At 72.4% G+C, this 23641-nt stretch carries 23 protein-coding genes; 11 read left to right on the forward strand and 12 right to left on the reverse strand.

Annotated elements, in window-relative coordinates; all coding sequences use genetic code 11:
• Positions 1 to 120 precede the first annotated feature (120 nt).
• Positions 121 to 1785 (forward strand): hypothetical protein, encoded by a 1665-nt coding sequence (locus tag ACFPLC_RS33965; RefSeq protein WP_378191323.1) that lies wholly within the window; start codon positions 121 to 123, stop codon positions 1783 to 1785.
• Complete coding sequence (locus tag ACFPLC_RS33970; RefSeq protein WP_378191321.1) at positions 1785 to 2126, forward strand: hypothetical protein; 342 nt, start codon at positions 1785 to 1787, stop codon at positions 2124 to 2126. Before ACFPLC_RS33965 ends, ACFPLC_RS33970 begins: the two co-directional genes overlap by 1 nt.
• Here the strand turns inward: ACFPLC_RS33970 and ACFPLC_RS33975 are convergent.
• Entirely contained in the window at positions 2123 to 2371 is a 249-nt protein-coding gene (locus ACFPLC_RS33975; protein ID WP_378236019.1) for a hypothetical protein, read from the reverse strand. The two genes, ACFPLC_RS33970 and ACFPLC_RS33975, sit on opposite strands and share 4 nt — an antisense overlap.
• Positions 2302 to 2622, reverse strand: a complete 321-nt coding sequence (locus tag ACFPLC_RS33980) for an alpha/beta fold hydrolase (RefSeq protein WP_378191319.1) — start codon at positions 2620 to 2622, stop codon at positions 2302 to 2304. Before ACFPLC_RS33980 ends, ACFPLC_RS33975 begins: the two co-directional genes overlap by 70 nt.
• A 38-nt stretch (positions 2623 to 2660) precedes the next feature.
• Here ACFPLC_RS33980 and ACFPLC_RS33985 point away from each other — a divergent pair, with 38 nt between their 5' ends.
• Positions 2661 to 3440 carry an enoyl-CoA hydratase/isomerase family protein gene (locus ACFPLC_RS33985; protein ID WP_378191317.1) on the forward strand — a complete coding sequence of 260 codons (780 nt, stop codon included), beginning with the start codon at positions 2661 to 2663 and terminating at the stop codon, positions 3438 to 3440.
• Here the strand turns inward: ACFPLC_RS33985 and ACFPLC_RS33990 are convergent.
• The 4 genes from ACFPLC_RS33990 to ACFPLC_RS34005 all read right to left on the reverse strand — a co-directional run bounded on the left by ACFPLC_RS33990 (position 3427) and on the right by ACFPLC_RS34005 (position 6659).
• Positions 3427 to 4005: a hypothetical protein gene (locus ACFPLC_RS33990; RefSeq protein WP_378191315.1), complete on the reverse strand. Its 579-nt coding sequence runs from the start codon at positions 4003 to 4005 to the stop codon at positions 3427 to 3429. The two genes, ACFPLC_RS33985 and ACFPLC_RS33990, sit on opposite strands and share 14 nt — an antisense overlap.
• Positions 4006 to 4100: 95 nt before the next feature.
• Positions 4101 to 4928, reverse strand: coding sequence for a LysM peptidoglycan-binding domain-containing protein (locus tag ACFPLC_RS33995; protein ID WP_378191313.1), 828 nt, complete (start codon positions 4926 to 4928; stop codon positions 4101 to 4103).
• 73 nt (positions 4929 to 5001) lie between these two features.
• Entirely contained in the window at positions 5002 to 5781 is a 780-nt protein-coding gene (locus tag ACFPLC_RS34000; protein ID WP_378191311.1) for an aminotransferase class IV family protein, read from the reverse strand.
• A gap of 5 nt (positions 5782 to 5786) precedes the next feature.
• On the reverse strand, positions 5787 to 6659 hold the full coding sequence (locus ACFPLC_RS34005; protein ID WP_378191309.1) for a peptidylprolyl isomerase: 873 nt from the start codon (positions 6657 to 6659) through the stop codon (positions 5787 to 5789).
• 148 nt (positions 6660 to 6807) lie between these two features.
• Between ACFPLC_RS34005 and ACFPLC_RS34010 the strand changes: the two genes are divergently transcribed.
• The gene (locus tag ACFPLC_RS34010; protein WP_378236290.1) at positions 6808 to 7374 is read left to right on the forward strand and encodes an MBL fold metallo-hydrolase; all 567 of its coding nucleotides are present in this window, start codon (positions 6808 to 6810) and stop codon (positions 7372 to 7374) included.
• A gap of 2 nt (positions 7375 to 7376) precedes the next feature.
• Complete coding sequence (locus tag ACFPLC_RS34015) at positions 7377 to 8006, forward strand: hypothetical protein (protein ID WP_378191305.1); 630 nt, start codon at positions 7377 to 7379, stop codon at positions 8004 to 8006.
• Here the strand turns inward: ACFPLC_RS34015 and ACFPLC_RS34020 are convergent.
• Both ACFPLC_RS34020 and ACFPLC_RS34025 read right to left on the reverse strand, forming a co-directional pair.
• On the reverse strand, positions 7978 to 9684 hold the full coding sequence (locus ACFPLC_RS34020) for a YibE/F family protein (RefSeq protein ID WP_378191303.1): 1707 nt from the start codon (positions 9682 to 9684) through the stop codon (positions 7978 to 7980). The two genes, ACFPLC_RS34015 and ACFPLC_RS34020, sit on opposite strands and share 29 nt — an antisense overlap.
• Before the next feature lie 203 nt (positions 9685 to 9887).
• The gene (locus ACFPLC_RS34025) at positions 9888 to 10865 is read right to left on the reverse strand and encodes a GlxA family transcriptional regulator (RefSeq protein WP_378191301.1); all 978 of its coding nucleotides are present in this window, start codon (positions 10863 to 10865) and stop codon (positions 9888 to 9890) included.
• 98 nt (positions 10866 to 10963) lie between these two features.
• On the opposite strand from ACFPLC_RS34025, the gene ACFPLC_RS34030 reads away from it, so the two are divergent.
• The 4 genes from ACFPLC_RS34030 to ACFPLC_RS34045 all read left to right on the forward strand — a co-directional run bounded on the left by ACFPLC_RS34030 (position 10964) and on the right by ACFPLC_RS34045 (position 16101).
• Positions 10964 to 11668, forward strand: coding sequence for a DJ-1/PfpI family protein (locus ACFPLC_RS34030; protein ID WP_378191299.1), 705 nt, complete (start codon positions 10964 to 10966; stop codon positions 11666 to 11668).
• 105 nt (positions 11669 to 11773) lie between these two features.
• On the forward strand, positions 11774 to 14719 hold the full coding sequence (locus ACFPLC_RS34035) for an AfsR/SARP family transcriptional regulator (RefSeq protein WP_378236291.1): 2946 nt from the start codon (positions 11774 to 11776) through the stop codon (positions 14717 to 14719).
• A 99-nt stretch (positions 14720 to 14818) separates the two neighbouring features.
• On the forward strand, positions 14819 to 15328 hold the full coding sequence (locus ACFPLC_RS34040; protein WP_378191297.1) for a hypothetical protein: 510 nt from the start codon (positions 14819 to 14821) through the stop codon (positions 15326 to 15328).
• A 212-nt stretch (positions 15329 to 15540) separates the two neighbouring features.
• On the forward strand, positions 15541 to 16101 hold the full coding sequence (locus ACFPLC_RS34045; protein WP_378191294.1) for an MFS transporter: 561 nt from the start codon (positions 15541 to 15543) through the stop codon (positions 16099 to 16101).
• On the opposite strand, the gene ACFPLC_RS34050 is transcribed toward ACFPLC_RS34045, so the two are convergent.
• From ACFPLC_RS34050 to ACFPLC_RS34065, 4 genes are all read right to left on the reverse strand, one after another.
• Positions 16008 to 17075: a DNA polymerase ligase N-terminal domain-containing protein gene (locus ACFPLC_RS34050; protein WP_378191292.1), complete on the reverse strand. Its 1068-nt coding sequence runs from the start codon at positions 17073 to 17075 to the stop codon at positions 16008 to 16010. The genes ACFPLC_RS34045 and ACFPLC_RS34050 overlap by 94 nt on opposite strands.
• A gap of 117 nt (positions 17076 to 17192) precedes the next feature.
• Positions 17193 to 19202, reverse strand: coding sequence for an ABC transporter ATP-binding protein (locus ACFPLC_RS34055; RefSeq protein WP_378191290.1), 2010 nt, complete (start codon positions 19200 to 19202; stop codon positions 17193 to 17195).
• On the reverse strand, positions 19199 to 20932 hold the full coding sequence (locus ACFPLC_RS34060; protein WP_378191288.1) for an ABC transporter ATP-binding protein: 1734 nt from the start codon (positions 20930 to 20932) through the stop codon (positions 19199 to 19201). Before ACFPLC_RS34060 ends, ACFPLC_RS34055 begins: the two co-directional genes overlap by 4 nt.
• The gene (locus ACFPLC_RS34065) at positions 20926 to 21588 is read right to left on the reverse strand and encodes a TetR/AcrR family transcriptional regulator (RefSeq protein WP_191316606.1); all 663 of its coding nucleotides are present in this window, start codon (positions 21586 to 21588) and stop codon (positions 20926 to 20928) included. The genes ACFPLC_RS34060 and ACFPLC_RS34065 overlap by 7 nt, the downstream gene beginning before the upstream one ends.
• Positions 21589 to 21951: 363 nt before the next feature.
• On the opposite strand from ACFPLC_RS34065, the gene ACFPLC_RS34070 reads away from it, so the two are divergent.
• Together ACFPLC_RS34070 and ACFPLC_RS34075 are read left to right on the forward strand one after the other, a co-directional pair.
• Positions 21952 to 23202 carry a sensor histidine kinase gene (locus ACFPLC_RS34070; protein WP_378191286.1) on the forward strand — a complete coding sequence of 417 codons (1251 nt, stop codon included), beginning with the start codon at positions 21952 to 21954 and terminating at the stop codon, positions 23200 to 23202.
• Positions 23199 to 23636 (forward strand): roadblock/LC7 domain-containing protein, encoded by a 438-nt coding sequence (locus ACFPLC_RS34075; RefSeq protein WP_043788010.1) that lies wholly within the window; start codon positions 23199 to 23201, stop codon positions 23634 to 23636. Before ACFPLC_RS34070 ends, ACFPLC_RS34075 begins: the two co-directional genes overlap by 4 nt.
• Positions 23637 to 23641: the final 5 nt, after the last annotated feature.

Genomic DNA, 23641 nt, shown 5'->3' on the forward strand with positions numbered 1-23641 from the left:
GCGCCGGAAAACTGTCGCAAAACGGCCCGGTATCACCGCCGGAATTACCGTCCCGCGGCGCTCGGCCGCATGATACGGTCCGCAACTTGCCGGGGAGTCAGCCTGACAAAAGGGGGGCGAATGGCCGACGACACCACGCGGTACCTGTGCGCGGCGTCCTACCTCGATCCCGCCTACGGCAAACGGGCGATCACCGAGTTCCTCGTCGAGCCCACCCGGCCGGTCCCGCCGTCGAACGGGCTCGACGCGGGTGTCGTGCTGACGGAGGCGGTGCGGGCCCGGGCGCGCCGCAAGAACTACGACGGGCTGCTGGTCGCGCTCATGGCCGTCGTCATCGCGCTGACGTGGGACAACCCGTTGCTCTACGCCTGGATCGTGGTGTCGCTGGTGCTCGCCGGCGTGCGGCTGGGCCGGAAGGCGTCCGCGCGGGAGAAGCCGGTCAACCCGAAGGCGATGATCCTGCTCGCCGCCGCGATCGTCATCGCCTGGCTGCTGCTGTCCTATTCGGACGAGCTGTTCGACTCCGGGAGCCGGTACTCCTCTTCGCGCTACCACGCCGACGTCGAATACGACGACTCGTCCGGTGGCGAGACCGCGCGGGCCGTCATCGGCATCGTGCTCGCGGTGGTCGTGTGCGTGGTGGTGACCATCGAGCGCTGGTCGCTGTGGAACCTGGTGACGGCGCGGTTCCGGCGGTTCGGCCGGCCCGCCGACGGCGGCGGCAGCCTCATCGGGCTGTTCACCGAGGACTTCCGCGGGCAGCTGGCCCGCTACCGGGGTGGCGAGGAGCCGGCCGAGCCGCCGGGGGCACCGTTGGTGGTCTACCGCGGGTACAACCCGTTCGTGGGCGCCGGGTTCCGGCGTGACGCCTGGTCCATGGCGATTCCCCTGGAGCGGGTCGAAGACGGCGAAGGACGGCCGCAGCTGACCACCGAGGCGCTGTACGACGGCATCCGCGAGGCGATCGCGAACCTGCGCCACGCGAACGCGCTCACGCCCGACAACCGGCTCGGCGCGCTGACCGTGACCGAAGCGGTCTTCACCCCGGCCGCCGCGCTCGTCGACCACCTGGGGGAACCGGACGCCGCGACCTACCTGCCGGACGTCGCCTACCCACCGCACACCCGGCTGAGCCCGGCCGCCGTCGCCCGGCTCCGCACCGAACCGAAGGAATGGGCGCGCTACTACCTGTACTTCCAGGTGGAGACCTGGGACCGCGAGCTGGTCCTCACGACGTTCCTGCACGTCGCCGTGGACGACACGACGCTGTACGTCGAGTGGACACCGTTCATGCTGCCGCCGATCCGGGCCGAGTACCGCGTGGTGGACAAGATGCGCCCGGACTCGCTGCGCCCGCTGGGCCAGGGCCTGCAGGCGTGGCTGGAGATGCCGGCGAGCCTGCCGGGCCGGATCCTGAACCTCGCCTCGTGGATCCGGCAGCCGAAGCGCGAGCCCGGCGTCCTGGATCCCGACCGCTACGGCGTCGCGCAGACCCTCCGCGAACTCGGGTCGGTCAACCTGTTCACCGACTACTTCCAGCTCGTCGACATCGAACGGTACGAAAAGATCCTCGAAAGCCGGCTGCTCCCGGCGATCGGCAAGCTCTTGGACGACGCCGGGTTCTCGACGGCGAAGTTCGAGGAGCAGGCGGCGGTCGTGATCAACAACGACATCACCATCGCCGGCGACAACAGCGGCCCGATCACCCAGACCGGGCTGCGCGGCGCGCGCCCGCGCCCACGCCCGCCGGCCGGTCCCGGCAGGCGGACCAGGACGGAGGCCTGATGGGACACCGCATCACCAACAAGGTCAGCATCGGCGGCGACAACTCCGGCCGGATCACCCAGACGGGGATCGAAGCCGGCGGCGCCGAAGCGGCGGTCTCGTCGTTGCTCCAGCTGGTCGACCGGCTGACGACCGAGGTGCGCGGCCAGGACCTCGCGAAGCAGGAGGTGCTGGAGGACACGCTCACCGACCTGGCGGCCGACCTGCGCGCGGGCGACTCCGCCGAGCCGGCGGTGGTGCGCAGCCGCTGGGAGAAGGTCAAGGGACTGCTCGGCGGGGTGGTGCAGTTCTCCGAGCTGGTCGCCAAGATCTCCGACCAGGTGCAGAAGATCTTCGGCTAGCGGAACTTGGCCGGTGTCGGGTGTCCGGGATCCGTTCCGTCCACTGTGGAGCGGTCCGGTCGTGGCGGTACACCTGCTCGCACGTTTCCCGCAACCCGCGTCACCAGGTACCGGATGGTGGCCTCCGCCATGGTCCGGACGTCCGCCGGCATGTGGTCCGGCCGGGGCTGCCCGGTCAGGCCCGAACCGAGCAGCACCAGCCGGGTGATCCGCTCCGGCGCGGCGAGGGCGGCGTCCAGCGGCACGCCCCGCCCAACGACGCACCGACCAGCGCGGCCTGCTCGATCCCCCGGGCATCGAGCAGGGCAGGCAGGTCCTCGTAGTGCGCGTGTTCGCCGGTCTCGCCGCGGGTTTCCCCGAACCCGCGGCGGTCGTAGCGGATCACCCGGTGGGTGGCGGCGAGCGCGGTGAACTGCGCGTCCCACACCCGGCGGTCGCCCAGTGCGCCTCGATCGCCGCCATGGCCCCAACCTAGCCACCCGACCGCGTCACACACCGCCGGTTTCGCTGAGGGCGAGCGTTATCGTGCGAGGCATGACCGACGGATTCGACCTGACGCGCGAAGGCGAAATCGCCCGCCTGACCCTGACCCGGCCGGAGAAGATGAACGCCATCACCTACGGCATGTGGGCGGCGATCCCGGACGTCGTCGCCGAGGTGGAGGCCGCCCCCGCGCTCAAGGCCCTGGTGATCGCCGGAGCCGGCAAGCACTTCTCCGCCGGCGCCGACATCAGCGAGTTCGGGGAGCTGCGCACCACGGCGGAAGGCGCGGCGAGCTACGACAAGGCCGTCGAAGGCGCGGTCGCCGCCCTCACCGCGATGCGCAAGCCGTCGATCGCGATGATCCAGGGCAACTGCATCGGCGGCGGCTGCCAGATCTCGGTCGCCTGCGACTTCCGGTTCGCCGCCGAAGGCGCGCGGTTCGGCATCACCCCGGCGAAGCTCGGGATCGTCTACCACTTCGACTCGACGCGCCAGCTCGTCTCGCTCGTCGGCCCCGCGCACGCCAAGTTCTTCCTGCTGTCCGGTGAGCTCATCACCGCCGCGCGCGCCCGGGAAATCGGCCTGCTCAACGACGTCTTCCCGGTCGGCGACCTCGAAGCCTCGACGCTGGGTTTCGCCGAAACGCTGTGCTCGCGCTCGCAGGCGTCGATCCGCGGGATGAACCGGATCATCGAAAAGATCGTCGCCGGCCAGGAGACCCCGGACGCCGAGGTCGAGGAGATCCGCTCGGAAGCCCTGCACGGCGAGGACTACGCCGAAGGCGTCGCCGCGTTCCTCGAGCGGCGCCCGCCGCGGTTCACCTTCCGCTGACTTCGAAGTCCAGGTAGGCGTGGAAGTGCTCGGCGACGACGTCGGTGACGCCGTCGGGGTCGAGCTTGCCGTCGATCTCGATCACCCGGATGCCGAGGTCCCGCGCGGCCCGCACGGCGTGCGCCGCGAGCATCCGGTCGCGCGTCAGCCGGGTGCGCTGCTGCGGGATCGCGGGTCCGAGCGGCCGGTGCCTCAGCTGGTGCTGGCGGAACAGCTCGGTCGGCACCAGCACCACCATGCGGCCGGGGGAGTCCACGAGCGGGGCGACGAGCTCGGGCCGCAGCCCCCGGCCCTCGGCGACGATCGGCCGGGGCGAGGTCAGCGCGCGCAGGTCGTCGACGGCGCAGCGGAAGCGGTTCCCGAACTCGGCCATCATCGCGGTCAGCTGGTCGCCGGCCGGCAGGTCGTCCGGCAGCGGGTTGCCGGGCCGGACTCGGTCGTCGTGGTGGTAGGTCGTCAGGCCGTGCCGCTCGGCCAGCAGCCGCGCGACGGTGGACTTCCCGGTCCACGGAGCGCCGCCGATCCACAGCGTCTTTCCGAGGGTGCCGAACGGATCCCAGGTCATGAGACGACTATCGCGGGCCCGGCGGCTCGATGGCCAGTGTTCCGGCGCCGGTTGATCCGTTCAGCGCAGGGTGACCCCAACGGTACGCCCCGGGGTCACGGCCGGTCGCCGTCGCCGTCGACCACCAGCACGGTGGAGGAGTCCGCGAAGTCCGGCTCCGGGCCGATCCGGAAGTGGAACCGCGAGCCGGGCCGGACGGCGGCGATCACCTGCGTTTCGGCCGTGTCGAGCACGATGATCGCGAGTTCGGTGGTCTTCGGCTCCGGGCGGAACACTACGTCGGGACGCGGCTCGGGAACGACGATCGGGAGCGGCAGGGTGCCGCTGACCGAACCGGAACCGAAGTCCTCTTCCTCCTGCGCGGGCGGTTCGAACGGGGCCGGGGGAAGCAGCTGCGGGCGGCGCCGCCACCAGAGCCCGGCGAGCAGGCCGGTCAGCAGGCCGCCGGTGCCGCTGACGGCCGAAGCCAGCCCGACGCCGACACCGGACGTCTCGGCGGCCGGAACGGGCGGTGCCGCGCGCGGGGACTGTGCCGCCGGGGTGACGGGTGGCGCTGCCGGCAGCGGGCCGAACTCCACGCCCGGCTGCGGGGCGGCGTCTTCGGGCAGCTGGAGCACCTGACCGGGCTCGATCGCCGCGGGATCGGTGAACGGCGTGCCGTCCGGCCGCGGCCGGCCCTGGTTGAGCCGGAAGATCTCGGGGAAGCGGTGCCCGTCGCCGAGGGCGCGTTCGGCGATCTTGAACAGCGTGATGTCCTCGGGATTGTCCGCGTGCGGCACGATGAAGTACTTGACCGGTGGCGGCGGATCGGCCTGCGCGAGCGCGGGACCGCCGGCGAGCACGGCGAAGAGGACACCGGCGCAGCCGGCCTGACCGGCCCGCCCGAGGACGCGGCGGACCGCGGGAACCCGGTTTTCGACCATCGTCGGCACCTCTCCCCGGCGACCCGGTGGGTCTCCGGTGTTGCCTCCTACACGGGGCGGGTGCGGACGCGGTTCAGATCTTGTCCCACGGCACGGTCTCGTACGCCGCGCCGAACAGCCGCACCGCGCGATCGGCCGCCGGCAGCACGACGTCGTCGACGGACGCGACCGCGAGCCCGGGCGTCTCGGAGTTCGTCAGGACCATCGCGTCGAAGCCGCGCAGGTCGGCGGGGCGGACTTCGCGCGTTTCCTGGGGGACGCCGAGCCGGGGCAAGGCTTCCTGCTGCAGCAGCATGGTGATCCCGGGCAGCACCGCGGCTTCCGGCCACACGACCGTGTCGCCGTCGAGGAACGCCACGTTCCAGATCGACGCTTCGCTGATCCGGCCTTCGTGGTCGACGAACAGCGCGTCGTCGAAGCCCGCCAAGCGGGCCTGCCGGGTTTCGTGGATCAGGCCGAACGTGCCGAGGTGCTTCACCTGCGGCAGATCGCGTTGGTAGCGCACGGTCCGCCGGCGCAGCGGCGCCGGATCGGGGTCGTGCGGCGGGCCGGTCCGGACCAGGATTTCCGGGGTCATCGGCTCGTCGAACGAGCGGGTGAGCACGACGACCCGGACCGAGAGCGCGGCATCGCCGTCGATCGCCTGCCGGACGTAGGACCGCACGCGCTCGACGTCCAGTTCGGTGCCGAACAGCAGCCGGGTGCTCCGGGCGAGCCGCTCGAGGTGGAACGCGAGCCCGCGGACCCGCCCGTCCCGGACCTGCATCGCGGTGAAGTGGCCGTAGGAGACCATTCCCGCGAGTGCGGCGTCCGGGCCGAGCGGATCCCCGTTCAGCTCGAAGCGGGGCGGCACTGGAACTATTCGACGGTGACGCCCGTGAACTTCACCTGCTTGGTCGGCGCTCCGGTGCCGTCCTGCGGGTTCGGGTTCGCGATGCCGGCCTTCGCGACCGCGTCGAGCACCTTGAGGCCCTCGTCGCTGATGCTGCCGAACACCGAGTAGTCCGCCGGGAGGCCGTCGGCGTTGCCGTAGACCATGAAGAACTGGCTGCCGCCGGAGTTCGGGGCCTGCGTCTTCGCCATCGCGAGGATGCCGCGGCCGTACTTGATCTCCGGGAACGCCTCGTCCGGCATCGTGTAGCCCGGGCCACCCTGACCGTCCTGGGTCGGGTCGCCGGTGGCCGCCGGGTCACCGCACTGCAGCATCTGCAGGCCCTCGGTGCCGAGCCGGTGGCACATGGTGCCGTCGTAGAAGTTCTGCTTGGCCAGGCTGACGAAGCTCTGCACCGCGCAGGGGGCGAGCGCGCGGTCGAGGGTCAGCGGGATGTCGCCCGCGGTGCTCTTGAGCGTCACGTGCACCGTGCCGGTCGACGGGACGTTCTTGCCGTCCGGCGGGTTCACCTTCTTCGGCGCCTTGCCCGTCGCGTCGGCCTTGAAGTCGCACGTCGTCGGATTGGGCAGCGGCGTCGCCCGCTTCGGCAGCGCGGTGCGCTGCGTCGGGATCTGGATCTCGGTCGGCGGCGGGGCGGCCGAGGACGACGCCGCGGTGTCCGTGCTGTCGCCGCTGTTCGCGCTCACGATCCACACCACGACACCGGCGACGACGAGGACGGCCACGCCGACCACACCAGCCCCGATCATCCGGCGTCGCTTCTGCTGCTCCAATCGGCGCTCGAGCTGCCGCTCGAGCTTGCGCTTCGCAGCTTCGCGGCGCTGCTGGTTGGTCGCCACCCCGTACCCTCCAGGTTTCCGCTCGTCTCACACGTTTGAGGTAGCGGCAGTGTATGGGCACAGCCTGTGAGGACCATGTACAGGGCCCGCTAGTCTCAACCCGATCGTGATCGGCGCCATCCGGCGCGGAAGTCCGGGGAGGCGTTCGGTGCTCGTCGTCGGGTTCGGCAGCGGCCCGCTGCAGGCCAACTGCTACCTGCTGGCGGCGGCCGCCGGCGGGCCGTGCGTGGTCGTGGACCCGGGGCAGGAGGTGGCCGCGCCGCTGGCCGCCGCGCTCGACGAGCACGGGCTGGTCCCGGCGGCCCTGCTGGCCACCCACGGGCACCCGGACCACGTCGCCTCGGCGGCCGCGCTGTCGGCCGAACACGGCGTCCCGCTGCACCTGCACCCGGCCGACGCGCCGCTGTACGAGGGCGACAGCGTGCCGTTGGAGTCCGGCGTGTTCGCCGGCCTGGACGTCGACGTCCGGCCGGTGCCGGGCCACACCCCGGGATCGGTGGTGCTGGCCCTGGAGACGCCCGAGGGCGGCCGGCTGGCCTTGACCGGCGACACGCTGTTCGCCGGGTCGGTCGGCCGCGGAGACGTGACGGCGGCGCTGCGGGACCTGCTGACGGCGTTCCCGGACGACACGGTGGTGCTGCCGGGCCACGGCCCGGCGACGACGATCGGCCGGGAACGCGCGGGCAACCCGTTCCTCGCCGGGACGGGGGTGTGACGGTGACCGAGCGCATCGCACTGTTCGAGGAGGACCCGCGCGGCCGCCGTCGCCGCGGGATCTCGGGCCTGATCGGCGTGGTGATCGTCGCCGCGGCCTTCGGCGGGATCGCCGGGCTGATCGGCGGCACGGTGACCGGCCTGGTCGTCGCGCTGGTGATCGCCCTGCCGCTGCTGTACGTGATGGCGGTCAGCATCCGCCGCCGCGTCTGGCTGGAGGGTTCGACGCTGCTCGTGCGCACCTGGGGGCTGCGCCGAGTCGACTTGACGACCGCGACCCGGCTCGACCTCGTCGTCGGCGACGTTCGCGGCAGCCGCACGGTGAGCCTGCTGGTCAACGCCGGCCAACGCGGCAAGGTGGCGAAGGTGGACCTCGCGGTGTTCTCCGGAACCGGCGGCCGCGAACTGGGCATCGTGCCGCTGCGGAAGCTCGCGAACGCGCTGATGAACAACACCGAGGCGAACGGGCTCGTGTTCGGCGAGCTGCTGGTCGCCGAGCTGAAGGCGGAGGCCCGCGGCTCCGGCGTGGCGGAGCGCCCGCTCTACCGGCTGGCGTCGGTGGCGCCGTCGGGCAAGTACGTGCAGCGCTTCACGATGGAAGCCGTCAGCCGGTTCGTGGCGACGCTGGACTGAGTTTTTCCGTGACGAGGTGGCCCGCGGGCTCGCGGGAGGCGATCAGCGCGGCCAGGACGGTGGTCACCGGGACGGCCGCGACGATGCCGACGCTGCCGGCGAGGGTCCGGATGATCTCCTGCGCGATGTCCTCGCTGCCGAGCAGCGCGCCGAGCCCGACGCCGGAGATCGACGAGTACAGCAGCACCGGCAGCGCGGCCCCGGCGTAGGCCATCACGAGCGTGTTGACCGCGGAGCCGACGTGGTCGCGGCCGATCCGCAGGCCGGAGTTGTAGAGCTCGCGCCAGGTCAGGTCCGGGTTGGCGCGGCGCAGTTCCCAGACGGCGCTGGTCTGGGTGACGGTGACGTCGTCGAGCACGCCGAGCGCCCCGATCACGACACCGGCGAGCAGCAGCCCGCGCGCGTCGATGCCGTGGCCGAGCGACCCGATCAGGGTCGACGTGCTGTCGTCGAGCCCGGTGAGCGAGGCGGCGGCGGAGAAGATCGCGGACAGCACGCCGATGAGCGCGAGACTGACGAGCGTGCCGAGCACCGCGGCGGAGGTTCGCGCCGAGAGGCCGTGGGTCAGGTAGAGCGCGATGAACATGATCGCACCGGCCCCCGCGATGGCCACGACCAGCGGATTTTCCCCGGCGAGGATGGCCGGGAGGATGAACACCGCGATGACGACGAAGGAGAGCCCGAGCGCGACGAGCGCGGCGACGCCCTGCCACCGGCCGAGCACGAGCACGGCGACGGCGAAGAGGGCGGCCAGCACGAGCAGCGGCGTGCCGCGCTGGAAGTCGACCAGCTGGAAACTGGCGGGATCGCCGGGGTTCCCGTTGTTGTAGGCGAGGACGACGGCGTCCCCGGCGGCGAAGCGCGGGGTGCTGGGTTCGATGGGGACGGTCAGCCGCAGCGGCTTCCCTTCGGCCGGGCCGTCGGTCATGGTGAGCTCGACGGTCAGGCACGGTTTCGCGTTCGGGTCCGTCTGGTCGCCCACCTGGACCTGGCCCTGGGCGAGGCAGGGGCCGGTGGCGGTGGAGCGGATGTCGGCGTGCACCGGGGTGCCCTGCGGGACGACGCTGGTGGGGGAGGCCTTGCCCCAGGGGTAGAGGACGACCATGCCGACGACGGTGGCGAGGGCCAGCGGGGCGAGCAGCCAGATCAGGAGCAGCTTGACCCGCCGGGACGCGGGGGCGGCGGGGCCGTGCCCATGGCCATGGCCGTGCCCGTGTCCGGCCGGCGCTTCGGGGACTTCGGGCGCTTTGCGCGGGCGGCGGGGACCGGCCGCGGCGGCTCGTTGTGGTCCGGTGTCGCCGCGGCGGCGGGGTGAAGCGGGTTGGTCGCTACCGGGGACCGGCTGTGGCCCGGTCTCGCCCCGGCGGGCGGCCGCGCGGTCGCTGTCGGCGGAAACCGGCTGTGGTCCGGTGTCCCCACGGCGGCGCCGCGGCTCGGCGCGCCCGTTCTCGGCCGGGACCGGCAGCGATCCGGTGTGGGCGGCCCGGTACGGACCCGCGTCGGTCCGGCGGCGGGCGGGCTCGGCCGCCCGGCGGGTGCCCTCGGGCGGCGTGCGGCGGGCGGGTTTCCGGGGCGTTCCCGGCGTTCCGGACGCGCCGCGGGCCGGGGAAGAGGACACCTCGTCCGTGATCCGGCGAATCGGGCCGGTGGCGTCGTCGTCGAGGTCGGGGCGGTCCACCCGCACATCCTGACAGCGGGATTCCGCACCCGGCGCGAGGGGCCGCCGACGGCCCGGTTCGTCCCGATGCGCCGTGCCGTCCCGCCGAGCACGCGTGTCGTCCGGTCCGGCACGGCGAAAGCCCCGTGATCAGAGGCGCATCTCGCGTGATTGAGCGCGTATCTCACGTGATTCGAGGGGCATCTCGCGTGATTGGCGGGGCATCAGGCGGGGGACTGGCGGAGGTGGACCCGGCGGTAGGCGGACGGCGGGGTGTCGAAGTGGTCGAGGAAAGCCTGGCGCAGCGTTTCCGTCGAGCCGAAGCCGCAGCGGCGGGCGATCGTGGCCAGCGGGAGGTCCGTTCCGGACAGCAGGCGGGCCGCGTGCTCCGTGCGGATCGTGCGGACGTAGCGGCCCGGGGTGGTGCCCAGGTGGGCGTCGAACAGGCGGGTCAGCTGGCGGGCGCTGATCCCCGCGCGGGCGGCCAGGGCCGGGGTGCCGAGGTCGGCGTCGAGGTGCTCGGCGATGTACGCGGTGAGGTCGCGGACTTCGCGGTGCTCCGGCGGCGGTCCGGCCAGGAACAGGCTCACCTGCGCCTGGTTCCCGGGCCGCTGCAGGTACGTGACGAGCATCCGGGCCGCCTCGCGGGCCAGCGACGGGCCGTGGTCGGCCTCCACCAGCGACAGCGTCAGGTCCAGGCCGCTCGTCACGCCCGCCGCCGTGTAGACGTTGCCGTGGCGGACGTACAGCGGCACCGGGTCGACCGTCACCGACGGGTAGTCCCGGGCCAGGCGCGCGGCGTACCGCCAGTGCGTCGTCGCGCGGCGGCCGTTGAGCAAGCCCGCCGCCGCGAGCACCTCCGCGCCCGTGCACACCGACGCCACGCGACGGCTGGTGCGGGCGAGCCGCCGGACGTGGGCCAGGACGCGTTCGTCGGCCGCCGCGGCCGTGCTGCCCCAGCCGCCCGCGACGACCAGCGTGTCGAGGTCGCCGGCGACCTGGTCGAGCCGCAGGTGCGGCTGCAGGGTCAGCCCGGAGCCGGTGGTGATGCCGCGGCCGTCGACCGACGCCAGCTGCAGCTCGTACGGCGGCCGCGCGCCGAGCCGGTTCGCGGCGTCGAACACGTCGGCGGGGCAGGCGATGTCCAGCAGCTCGGCGTCGGCGTAACCGACGATCGTGACCCGTCTGGGTGAGCCTGGCATGATCGAACGCTAGCAGCCGGACCGGCGCTCGGACGTGGTTCGCAGGAATTCGGACATCCGCGCCGCCCGCGATCCGCGCGAACGCCACCGTGAACGGCATGACCGATGACCGCAAGACCATCGCCTTCGTCGTCTACCCCGGCCTGACGCCGCTGGATCTCGTCGGCCCGCTCCAGGTGCTGAGCGCGCTCGAACAGATGGACCCGCAGTACCGGACCGTCGTCGTCGGCGCCACCAAGGACGCCGTCGGCACCGACACCCCGCTCCGGATCGCCCCGAGCCACACCTTCGACGAGGTGCCGTCCCCCTTCGCCGTGCTGGTGCCCGGCGGGAACGTCCCGACCCTGCGCGCGATGGCCGACGAACGCCTCCTCGAATGGCTGCGCCGAGCTGCGGGAAGCGCCGAGCTGGTGACGTCGGTGTGCACCGGCTCCCTCGTCCTCGGCGCGGCCGGGCTGCTCGAGGGCAGGCAGGCGACCACGCACTGGATGTTCCGCGACCTGCTCACCGGGCTCGGCGCGACCCCGGTCGCCCACCGGTGGGTCGAGGACGGCCCGGTGATCACCGCCGCGGGGGTCTCGGCGGGCATCGACCTGGCCCTGCACCTGGCGGAACGGCTGGCCGGACGCCAGGTCGCCACGAACATCCAGTTCGCCATCGAGTACGACCCCGAGCCGCCGCAGGGCGCGCTGGACTGGGCGAACCAGCCGTACGGCGACCTGACGCCCCTGCGGGAACACACGCTGCGCGAAGGGCTGAAGGAGAACCCGGAACTCCTGGCGAAACTGCTCGCGCACGCCTGAGGCGAACGTCGTCGGCCATCCGGGTGAGCCGGATTCCGCCGAGGCGCCGAACCGTTAGATTCACCTCGCTCGATCAGGTGATCTCGCGGGTGGGGTGTGGTGGCCGTGCGGTTCCAGGTCCTCGGGCCGATGACGGCGTCGGTCCCGCTGCCGTCGGCGGCCCAGCCGCGGCGGCTGCTCGCCGTCCTCCTCACCCGCGCCGGCCGGTTCGTCGGCCGCGACACCCTGGTCGACGAACTGTGGCCGGACGGCGCGCCCTCGAGCGCGGCGGCGATCGTGCAGGTCACCGTGTCGAAGCTGCGCAAGACGCTCTCACCCGGGCTCGGCGCCGCCGAAGCCGGGCAGCGGCTCCGGTCCGGACCGCGCGGCTACGCCCTCTGCGTCGAGCCGGGGGAGCTGGACGCGGACGACTTCCTGGCGCTGCTCGCCTCGGGCGCCGACGACCGGGCGCAACGCCGCCGCACGCTCGAACGGGCCCTGGCGTGCTGGCGCGGCGACGCGTTCGCCGACGTCGCCGGCGGGCCGCTGCTGGAGGCGCACAAGCTGTGGCTGGAGGACCGCCGCTCGGCCGCGCTGCTGCAGCTGGTCGAGCTGGAACTCGCCGACGGCGACGGCGGGTCCGTCGTCGAGCGGCTCGCCCCGGTGGTCGCGGCGCGGCCCGCCGACGAGCGGTTCGCCGCCCGGCTCGCCGCGGCCCTCGGCGCCGTCGGCCGCCGCGAATCGGCCCTGGAGGTGCTCCGCCGGACCCGGCGGGCGCTGTGGGACGAGGCCGGCGTGTGGCCCGGCGCCGACCTCGTCGCCGTGTACCGCCGGATCGCCGGCACCGAGTGGACGACGCCGGGACCGCCCGCCCAGCTCCCGCCCGCGGTGCCCGACTTCACCGGCCGCGCGGCCGAGCTCGCCGACGTCGTCCGCGCGCTGCGGAGCCCGGCCCCGGTCGTGCTGCACGGGGCGGCCGGAGCGGGCAAGTCCGCGCTGGCGGTCCAGGCCGCCTGGCGGGCCCGGCGCCGGTTCCCCGACGGCCAGCTGACCGCCTCCCTGCGCGCCCCGGACGGGACACCGGCCGAACCGGCGGCCGTGCTGGCCGGCTTCCTGCGGCGGCTCGGCGCGACGCCGGCCGAGCTGGCCGACCGCGCCGGGCTGGCCGGGCTCTGGCGCGGCTACACCGCCGACCGGCGGCTGCTCGTGCTGCTCGAGGACGCCGCGTCGGAGGCCCAGGTGCGCGCGCTGCTGCCGAGCGGGCCCGGCTGCGCCGCGCTGGTCACCACGCGCCGCGAGCTGCCGGGACTGTGCGGGGCACGGGCGATCCCGGTACCGCCACTGTCCACAGAGGACGCCTGGGCGCTGCTGGCGGCGATCGCGGGGGAGGCGCGGCTGCGGGAGGAACCCGAAGCGGTGCAACGGCTTCTCGGCCACTGCGCCGGGCTCGCCCTCGCCGTCCGGATCGCCGGCATCAAGCTCGCGGCCCGGCCGAACCGGCGCGTCGGCGAGCTCGCCGCGCGGCTCGCCGACGACCACCGCCGGCTCGACGAGCTGACCGCCGGCGACCTCGGCGTCCGCGCCGCGGTGACTTCGGCGCTGCGCGAGCGCTCCGCCGCCGACGTGTCCCTGCTGCGGCTGCTCGCCGCCTTCGGCGCCGCCGTCCCGGACTGGTCCGCCGCCGCGTTGCTCGACCTGCCCCTCGGCGAAGCCCACGACCGCCTCGACGACCTGGCCGCGGCGCACCTGCTGGAGCCCGCCGGGACGCGGTGGGTGGTGCCCCCGTTCGTCCGCCTGGTGCTGGCCGAAGGCCCGGCGGACGCCGACCCGGCCGCGGTGCGCCGGGCGTGCGAGGCCGCGCTGGCGCTCGCCGAACACGCGCGAGGCCGCCCGGCGCTCAGGCCGGACCCGGTGCTCGCCCGGCGGATCGCGGCCGACCCGGCGGCCTGGGCCGCCGAGGAGACGGGCCACCTCGCCGCCGCCGTCCGCCTGGCGGGCGCCCACGGCTGGCACGAGCTGACCGAGCGGCTCGCCGACGCCTGCACCGCGCTGGCGGGCACCCCGTGGCTCGGCCGCTCCGCCCGCGCCGTCGCGGTGCTCGGGCTGGCCGCCGCCCGCCGTCGCCGCGACCCGCGCGCGGAGGCCGGGAAGCTCTACAACCTCGGTGCGGTGCACTGGCAGCACGGCCACTGGCACCGGGCGCGGAGCTGCTTCGTCATGGCCGAGCACCGCTACCGCGCCCTGGACGACCCGCGGGGCACCGGCGCGGTCCTGGCCGCGCTCGCCGACGTCCACCTCGACGGAGGGGATCCCGAGACCGCCGAAGCCGAGTTGCGGGAAGCGCTCGGCCTGTTGCGCGAGTGCGGGGACCGCCGCGGGCAGGCGGCCGCGGCGGCGCAGCTGGGCTCGCTGGCCGAGGACATCGGCGACGTGCGGCGTGCGATCGAAAGCTTCGAGGCCGGCATGCTGCTCGCCCGGGAGTGCGACGACGGCCGCGGGCACGACCAGGCCGCCAAGCGCTACGCCGACGTCCTGCGCCGGCACGGTGGCCGGGACCGGGCCGCCGACCTGCTCACCGGGGCGCTCGGCGGCGCGGTCCGCACCGGCGAACGGCACTGGGAGGCGCACGTGCTGCGCAGCCTCGGCGACCTGCACACCGACGCCGGGGAAGCGGCCGACGGACAGCGCTTCCTGACCCGGTCGCTGGCGCTGTTCGAGCAGATCGGGCACCGGCACGCCGCCGCCTACACCCACCGCAGCCTCGCCGAGGCCCGCCGCCGCGCCGGCGACCCGGCGGGCGCCCGGCGGCACCTGCGGCTCGCGCTGGAGGTGTTCCGGGACCTGCGCGACCGCCGCGGCGCCGGGTACGCGCTGCTCGGCCTCGGGCGGACGGAGGCCGAGGAGGGCCGTGGCGCCGAGGCGGAACGGCTGCTGCGCACCTCGGCCGGGTTGTTCCGGGAACTCGGGTTCCCGTTGTGGGAGCTGCGCGCGCTGCGCGAACTCGACGGCGTCACCAGCGATTCCCCGGACCGGGATCGGACTCGTGAAGTCTTGACGAAGATCAGGACCTGACGGCGCCCCGTCCCGGCGGGCGGGGCCGCGAGTTTGGCGAAGTTATGGCCGTCCGGATTTGGCTCCCGGCGTTCGGAAATCGTCGGAGGGAGACAACTCATGCCGGGACAACGGATGCTGGCGCGGGTGGCACCGGTGCTGATCGCCTCGGCCGCGACGGCGGTGTTCGCCACCATCGGCACCGCGTCGGCGACCGAAACGGTCACCAAGCTCACGCAGGCGCAGGCCGCGTCGCAGCTGTCGGCGGCCGGGGTGACGCACTCGTCGAGCGGCGGCTGCACCACCCGGTCCAACTCGACGTGCACGTCCTACGAACAGATCAACCAGAGCACCGTCACCGGCGTGATCACGCTGAAGCGGGCCAGCGGCTGCGCGATCAACATCACCGGCGGGACCGAGGTCGGCCACGCGTCGGGCACCTGCAGCCACTACAACGGCTACAAGGTGGACATCTCGCACAACAGCTGCATCGACGCCTACATCAAGAACAGCTTCGGCTACGCCGGCCTGCGCGGCGACGGCTACCCGCAGTGGAAGGCCGCGTCCGGCAACCTCTACTGCGACGAGGGGAACCACTGGGACATCACGTACTACACGTGCGGCTGCTGAGCCGTCCCGCCTTGTGCAGCGAGGGAGACGAGCCGACCTCGGGGCGCTTCGCACCGTCGGAGCGCACCCCGAGTCGGATCGGCACCAGGAGCGCGGATGACCCTCGCAGTGGGCGGCGCCGGTGCTGCTGTGCGCGGCCAGTTTCATGGTGATCCTCGACGCCCAGAGCGTGATCATGGGTGTCCCGCTGATCGCCGCGGATCCTCACCGACATGTTCCCGGAAGGCCGCGAACGGAACCGGGCGCTGGCCGCGTGGTCCAGGATCGCCGCGATGGGCGCCACGATCGGCCTGCTGCTCGGCGGGGCGCTGCTCGGCTGGTTCGGCTGGCCGTCGCTGTTCTTCGTCAACGTGCCGGTCGCGGTGGTCATGCTCCTGCTGAGCCCGGTGCTGCTGCGCGAAAGCCGGGACACGTCCGTGCCCCGCACGCTCGGGGTCGCCGGTGCCGTGCTCGGCGGGAACGTGCTGACCACACTGGTGGCCTGGGCGTTGTTGCGGCGGGCTCGCCGGGGGGCACCTGACGGTGGTGCCGCGGCCGCACTGACAAACCCACGTGATCGGAGCCGGATCTCGCGTGACTGGAGCCGGATCTCGCGTGATTGCGGGCGGAACGGCTTTGATCACGCGAGTCACGGCCTGGATCACGCCGGTTACGGGCCTGATCACGCCGGGTCCGGGGCTCAGCTTTCGATGAGCAGCCAGTCGCCCGTGCCGCCGCCCGGCTGGTACGGGCTGTCGGCGCGCTTGGCGACGACACCGGGGAGGCCGTGCTGACGGGCGGCTTCGACGACGGCCTCTCCGCCGCCCGCGAAGTAGCGGGGGACCTGCCAGTGCCGGTCCTCGATCGCCAAGCCGTCCAGCAGCTCGCGGCGTTTGGTGTACGGCAGCTCAAGCGTCGGCCGGCCGTCGAGGTGCAGGACGTCGGCGGCGAAGTAGAAGACCGGGCAGGCGGTCTTGAGCCGTTTGGCGGCCGCGCCGTCGGCTCGGCGGCGCTGCTCCAGTCCGTCGGGATGCGGCTTGCCGTCCTTCATCACGACGACTTCGCCGTCCAGCAGCACTTCCGTGGACCCGAGCTCCTCGCCCAGCTTGTGCAGCTCGGGGTAGCGGTCGGTGACGTCGGCGCCGGTGCCGTCGTGGGCGGTGACGCGGCCGCCGCAGACCAGCAGCATCGTGCGCAGGCCGCCCCAGGCGAATTCGTAGGCCCACGCGTCGTCGTCCGCCGGCAGCTCGCCCGGTTCCGCCACCATCGGCTCGAGGAAGTCGGGCGCGTCTTCGTGGCCGGGCGCGGCGGGGTCGAGGCGCCGCAGGGTCCAGTCGCGGCCGTCCTCGTCGTGGCGGTTCTGGAAAAGGTACTTGCCGCGCGTGCGGGCGCCGTGGAAGACCACCTCGACCTTGTGGTCGTTCCAGTGCAGCGTTTCGTAGGTCCCGGTGTCCCACACGGTCATCCGGCCACCGCCGTACTCGCCCGCGGGGATCTCGCCGGAGAACGTGAGGTACTCCAGGGGGTGGTCTTCGGTGTGCACGGCGAGCCGGGGGACGCCGGGGGAGAGCGGCAGGCCCTTCGGCACCGCCCACGAGACCAACACGCCGTCGCGCTCGAGCCGGAAATCCCAGTGCAGCCGGGTGGCGTGGTGTTCCTGGATGACGAAGAGCTCGTCGTTCCCGGGGACGGGCGGGCCGTCTGGCCAGGGTTCGGGGGTGCGGCTGCGGCTTCGCTTGTGGCGGTATTCCTCGAGTTTGTCGGCCATGGCCGCCCCAGTACCCCTTCCGCTCGAAGAGCCCCCAGCGTACCGGTCCGGCAGTGAATGACTCATTCCTGGCGTCCGACGCCAGGAATGAGTCATTCACTGCACCGAGCCGGGCCCTCAGTCCGTCTCGGCCATCGCTTCGGCGAACTGCGCCGCGTACAGCCGTGCGTACGCCCCACCGCTGTGCAGCAGCGTTTCGTGGTCGCCCTGCTCGACGATCTGCCCGTGCTCCATCACCAGGATCACGTCCGCGTCGCGGATCGTCGAAAGGCGGTGCGCGATGACGAAGCTCGTGCGGCCGCTGCGCAGCGAGTTCATCGCCCGCTGGATGAGCACCTCGGTGCGGGTGTCGACCGAGCTCGTGGCCTCGTCGAGGATGAGGATCACCGGCTTGGCCAGGAACGCCCGCGCCACCGTGATCAGCTGCTTCTCACCCGCGCTGACCGTGCCGCCCTCGTCGTCGAGCACCGTGTCGTAGCCGTCCGGCAACGTCCGCACGAAGCGGTCCACGTACGTCGCCTGGGCCGCCTCGACGATCTCCTCGCGGCTCGGGTCGTCCGCGCCGTAGGCGATGTTCTCCGCGATCGTGCCGCCGAACAGCCACGCGTCCTGCAGCACCATGCCGGTCTGGTCGCGCAGCTCTTCGCGGTTCATCTTCGCGATGTCGACGCCGTCGAGCGTGATCCGCCCGCTGTCGAGCTCGTAGAACCGCATCAGCAGGTTGACCAGCGTCGTCTTGCCCGCGCCGGTCGGGCCGACGATCGCCACCGTCTGACCGGGTTCGACCGTGAGCGACAGGCCGTCGATCAGCGGCTTGTCCGGCAGGTAGCGGAACGAGACGTCCTGGAACTCGACGCGCCCGCGGATCACCTCGGGCCGCTCCGGGTGCTCCGGTTCCGGTGCCTGCTCCTCGGCGTCGAGCAGCGCGAACACCCGCTCCGCCGAAGCGACCCCGGACTGCAGCAGGTTCGCCATGCTGGCGATCTGCGTGACCGGCTGGCTGAACTGGCGCGAGTACTGGATGAACGCCTGCACCTCGCCCAGCGTCAGGCTGCCTGACGCGACGCGCAGCGCGCCGATCACCGCCACCAGCACGTAGCTCAGGTTGCCGATGAACATCATCGCCGGCTGGATCATCCCGGAGATGAACTGCGCCTTGAAGCTCGCCTGGTACAGCGTTTCGTTCTGCTTGTCGAAGATCGCCGCGGACTCCTCGCGGCGGCCGAACACCTTGACCAGCGAGTGCCCGGTGTACATCTCCTCGACGTGCGCGTTGAGCTTGCCGGTCGTCGACCACTGCTTGATGAAGTTCGGCTGCGCCCGCTTCCCGACCTTCGCCGCCACGACCGCCGACAGCGGCACGGTGAGCAGCGCGATCAGCGCCAGCAGCGGGGAGATCAGGAACATCATGATCAGCACGCCGATCACCGTCAGCAGCGACGAGACGATCTGCGACAGCGTCTGCTGCAGCGACATCGCCAGGTTGTCGATGTCGTTGGTGACGCGCGAAAGCACCTCGCCGCGCGGCTGGCGGTCGAAGTACTTCAGCGGCAGCCGCGCGAACTTGTCCTCGACCTCCTGGCGCAGCCGGTACACCGCCTGCTGCACCAGCGTCGTGGTCAACCGGGCCTGGATGAGCCCGAAGAACGACGCGATGACGAACAGCGCCAGCACGGTCAGCAGGATCTGGCCGACCTTGTCGAAGTCGATGCCGACGCCGGGCACGAGGTCGACCCGGCTGTAGATGTCGGCGAGCGTGCCGTCGCCGCGGGCACGCAGGCCGGCGACGATCTGCTCCTTGGTGACGCCCGGCGGCACCTGCTTGCCGAGCACGCCGGCGAGGATGGCGTCGGTGGCCTGGCCGAGGATCTTCGGCCCGGTCACGGTGAGCGTGACGCTGGCCGCGCCGAGCACGAGGACGCCGATCAGGGCCGCTCGCTGCGGTCTCAGCAGCTGCAGCAGGCGCTTGAGCGAACCCTTGAAGTCGAGGGCTTTCTCCGGCGGCGCACCGCCGCCCATGAAGCGGCCGGCCGGCCCGGCGACGGCCCCGGTGTTCCGGTGCCGTTGCGCGACGGGCCGTTCCCCGGCTTCGGTGACGGCGACCTTGGGCGATTCCGTGGTGCTCACGCCGCCTCCTGCTCGGTGAGCTGCGACAGCACGATCTCACGATAGGTTTCGTTGCTGTCGAACAGTTCGTGGTGGGTGCCGGTGCCGACGACGCGGCCCTCGTCGAGGACGATGATCCGGTCGGCGTTCCGGATGGTGCTGACCCGCTGCGCGACGATGACCACCGTCGCGTCCTTGGTCTCCGACACCAGCGCGCGGCGCAAGGCCGCGTCCGTCGCGTAGTCGAGCGCCGAGAACGAGTCGTCGAACAGGTAGATCTCCGGCTTGTGCACCAGCATCCGGGCGATCGCGAGCCGCTGCCGCTGACCGCCGGAGACGTTCGTGCCGCCCTGGGCGATCGGCGACTCGAGGCCTTCGGCCATCGCTTCGACGAAGCCTCTGCCCTGGGCCACTTCCAGCGCGTGCCACAGCTCTTCGTCGGTCGCGTCCGGGTTGCCGTAGCGCAGGTTGCTCGCCACCGTGCCGGCGAACAGGTACGGCTTCTGCGGCACCAGCCCGACCGCGCGGGCGAGCACCGCCGGATCGAGGTCGCGCACGTCGACGCCGTCGACCTTGACCGTGCCCTTCGTGGCGTCCATCAGCCGCGGGATCAGGTTCAGCAGCGTCGTCTTGCCGGTTCCGGTCGACCCGATCACGGCGGTGGTCTCACCCGGCCGCCCGATCAGCGAAATGTCGCACAGCACCGGCTTTTCCGCGCCGGGGTAGCGGAATTCGACGTTCGCGAGCTCCAGGTGCCCGTGGACCGCGCCGGGGCGGATCGGCGACACCGGCGGGCGGACGCTCGACTCGGTGTCCAGCACTTCGCTGATCCGCTCGGCGCTGACCTCCGCGCGCGGGACCATCATGAACATGAACGTGGCCATCATGACGGCCATCAGGATCTGCAGCAGGTAGGACAGGAACGCCGTCATGGCGCCGATCTGCATGCTGCCGGAGTCGATCCGCTGCCCGCCGAACCACAGCACGGCGACGCTGGAGGCGTTCATCACCAGCATCACGATCGGGAACATCAGCGCCATCAGCCGCCCGACCCGCAGCGAAACGGTGAGCAGCTCGTCGTTGGCGACGTCGAAGCGCTGCCGTTCGTGTTTGTCGCGCACGAACGCGCGGATCACCCGGATACCCATGATCTGCTCGCGCAGGATCTGGTTGATCCGGTCGACGCGCACCTGCATCAGCCGGAACGCCGGGCGCATCTTGGCGATGATCGTGCCGACGGCGACCGCCAGCACCGGCACGATGACCAGCAGCAGCGACGACAGGGGCACGTCGAGGTTCAAGGCCAGGATGATGCCGCCGACGCACATGATCGGCGCGGACACCATCAGCGTCAGCGTCATCAGGACCAGCATCTGGACCTGCTGGACGTCGTTGGTGGTGCGGGTGATCAGCGACGGCGTGCCGAACTGGCCGACCTCGCGGGCCGAGAAGTCCTGCACCCGGTGGAAGACCCCGGCGCGGATGTCCCGGCCGATCGCCATCGCCGTGCGCGCGCCGAAGTAGACCGCGCCGATCGAGCCGGCGATCTGGGCCAGCGTGACGGCCAGCATCACCGCGCCGACCCGCAGGATGTAGGGCATGTCGCCCTTGATCAGGCCCTCGTCGACGATGTCGGCGTTCAGCGTCGGCAGGTAGAGCATGGCGATCGTCTGCACGAGCTGGAGCGCGACGATCACCCACAGCGTGCCCCGGTACGGGCGCAGATGGCTGCGCAGGAGCTTGACTAGCACAACGATTCCCCCAGTGGAGTGGTGGTGTTCGGTTCGGGTTTCCGTTCGGTGCCGCCGGTCAGGGTCGGCATCCCGGCGGCCAGCTCGTCCAGTAGCCGCTCCAGCGTCGGCAGGAGCGGTTCGCCTTCGGTGAACCAGTTCACGAAGGCGACGCGGACGGCACTTTCCACCGAGGAGGCCATCAGCCGGCACAGCAGGTGGTCCACACCGCCCACCCGTTTCGCGATCGTTTCGGCCAGGACCCGCTCGACCGCCGCGTGGGCGTTGAGGAATTCGCCACGCAGCATGAGCTGGCCCATCAGCTCCCGGATACGCGCAACATACGCGCGATCCGGCTCGCCATCACGCGAATATTGCTCGAGCACCGCGTGCTTGACCGACTCCCAGAGCGGCTCGCCCTCCGGCCGGTCGAGCAGGGCCTCGCGCATCCCCTCGTGCCGGTCGACGACCACCGAGCAGACCGCCTGCTCCTTGCTGGAGAAGTAGTTGTTGAACGTGCGGGGGGAGACGCCCACCTCGGAGGCGATGTCCTCCACCCGGACGTTCTCCAGCCCCCGCTCCAGCGTGAGCCGCAGCGCGGCCTGCGCGAGCGCCCGGCGGGCTTCGCGCTTCTTCCGCTCGCGCAGGGTCAGCTTCGGTGGTTCTTCCGGCGGCATGGACGGAGTGTAGCGAAAAACTTGCGTGCCCCGCAAAAAATTGCGTGCCCCGCAAAGTTGCGACAAATCGGGCACCGTCCTGCGAATTCGCGGAGAGAGCCTGCCTCAGCTGCGGGTTCGGCGGCCGTGTGCGCTCTGTTGCGACCCGCAATTTGCAAAATTGAACCGAATGGCCTAATCCCCTGCGCTCACCAGCGGCGACGCTCCGAATTCGCGATCACCCAGGGCGATCGTGCGGGGACCCGCTGTGGACATCCCACGAACCTTTCTGCTTGCATGTCCCGCATCGCCGCCGGGGGTCGGCGCAGCACACGCTCTTCGAGCACCACAGTCGGTCACGATCACGGAAGAAGTGGGACCTACATGGCGAGCCGGGCCCGGGAAATCCTGGATCGATCACGCGTCCTGCTGGACCGCTCGCGGGTCGCCGCCGCGCAGTTCCTCACCGCGCCCCCGAAGCACCCCGGGTACGCGCCGGCGGCGGGACCGGCCTTCGTCGAGCTGACCCGGCCGGACCCGGTGGCGGCGCCGTCCGGTGACGGCGTGCTGGCCGAGATCTGCGCCAGCGTCGCCCTGCGCGACCTCAACCTCCTCGACCAGCTGCTCGCGCGGCTCGAAGAACTGGAGGCGGGGGAGGAGGACCACCGCCGCCTCGCCGAGCTCTACCAGCTGGACCACCTCGCCACGCGGCTGCGGCGCAACGCCGAAAACCTGCGCGTGCTCGCCGGGCAGGACACCGCCGACGACGCGGCCCGCTCGACCTCGGTGCTCGACCTCATGCGCGAAGCGATGTCGTCGATCAACCACTACGCCCGGATCACCATCGGCCGGGTGGTCAACCTCGGCGTCGTCGGCTTCGCCGCGGAGGACCTGGGCCGGGTGCTGGCCGAGCTGTTCGACAACGCCGCCAACCAGTCCTCGCCCAGCTCGCCGGTGCACGTCAGCGCGCACCTGACCGAGCAGGGCAGCGTGCTCGTCCGGATCGAGGACGAGGGCATCGGCATCCCCGCCGACCGCATCGGCGAGCTCAACGCGCGGCTGGCCGCGGGCGGCGACCTCGACGACGCCGCGGCGCGGCACATGGGGCTCGCCGTGGTCGCCCGCCTGGCCGCCCGGCACGACGTCACCGTGCGGCTCGACCGGCGCAGCCCGCACGGCACGGTCGCCACCGTGCTGCTGCCCACCGGGATCGTCACCGAACTCGCCGAGCACGCCTGGTCGGGCACCCGGACCGTCACCATCGAGCCGGTCAAGGCCGGGGCCGGCCGCGAGCCGGCCACCGTCGGCGGGCTGCCGCGCCGCCGCGCCGGGACGTTGCCCCGGGACACGCCGGAGGCCCCGGAAACCCCGGCGCCGCGCAGGCCCAGCCCGCGGCCGCGGCCGGTCGAGGGGACCGTCGGCGGGACCACGGCGAACGGCCTGCCGCGCCGCGTGCCCGGCAGCATCCGCGGGGCCGCACCGGAACCACCGCCACCCCCGCCCGCCCAGGACACCGCCGCGGCCGGGCACGAGCAGCTGCTCGCCGACCTCGGGGCGTTCGCCGACGGCGAGCAGGCGGCGCTCGCGGAGAACCGCACCCGCCAGGACGAGACGCCCGGAGGAACCGCCCGGTGACCGCCCCCCAGCCGGCCACGGCGAACTTCGCGTGGCTGCTCGACGACTTCGTGCGCAAGGTCCACGGCGTCAGCCACGCGCTGATCATGAGCGTGGACGGCTTCCCGCTCACCGCGTCCGACTCGGTCGGCGAGGCCGAGGCCGAACAGCTCGCCGCCATCGCCAGCGGCCTGCTCTCCCTGGCCGGCAACAGCGCGGCGCTGTTCGGGAAGGGTGCCTGCGAGCAGATCATCATCCGGCTCACCCACGGCTACTTCCTGTTCATGGGCATCGGTTCCGGTGCCGGGCTCGCGGTGCTGACCTCGGGCGAGGCGGACATGAAGGTGGTCGCCTACGAGATGACCCAGTTCATCACCAACGCCGGCCACGCGCTCACCCCCGAGGTGCGCGCGGAGCTGCGCCAGGTGCTGACCGCGCGCCGGCCCCGGATGTGACGCAC

Origin of the sequence: Amycolatopsis plumensis, assembly GCF_042652605.1 — a bacterium.
Classification (GTDB): Bacteria; Actinomycetota; Actinomycetes; order Mycobacteriales; family Pseudonocardiaceae; genus Amycolatopsis; species Amycolatopsis plumensis.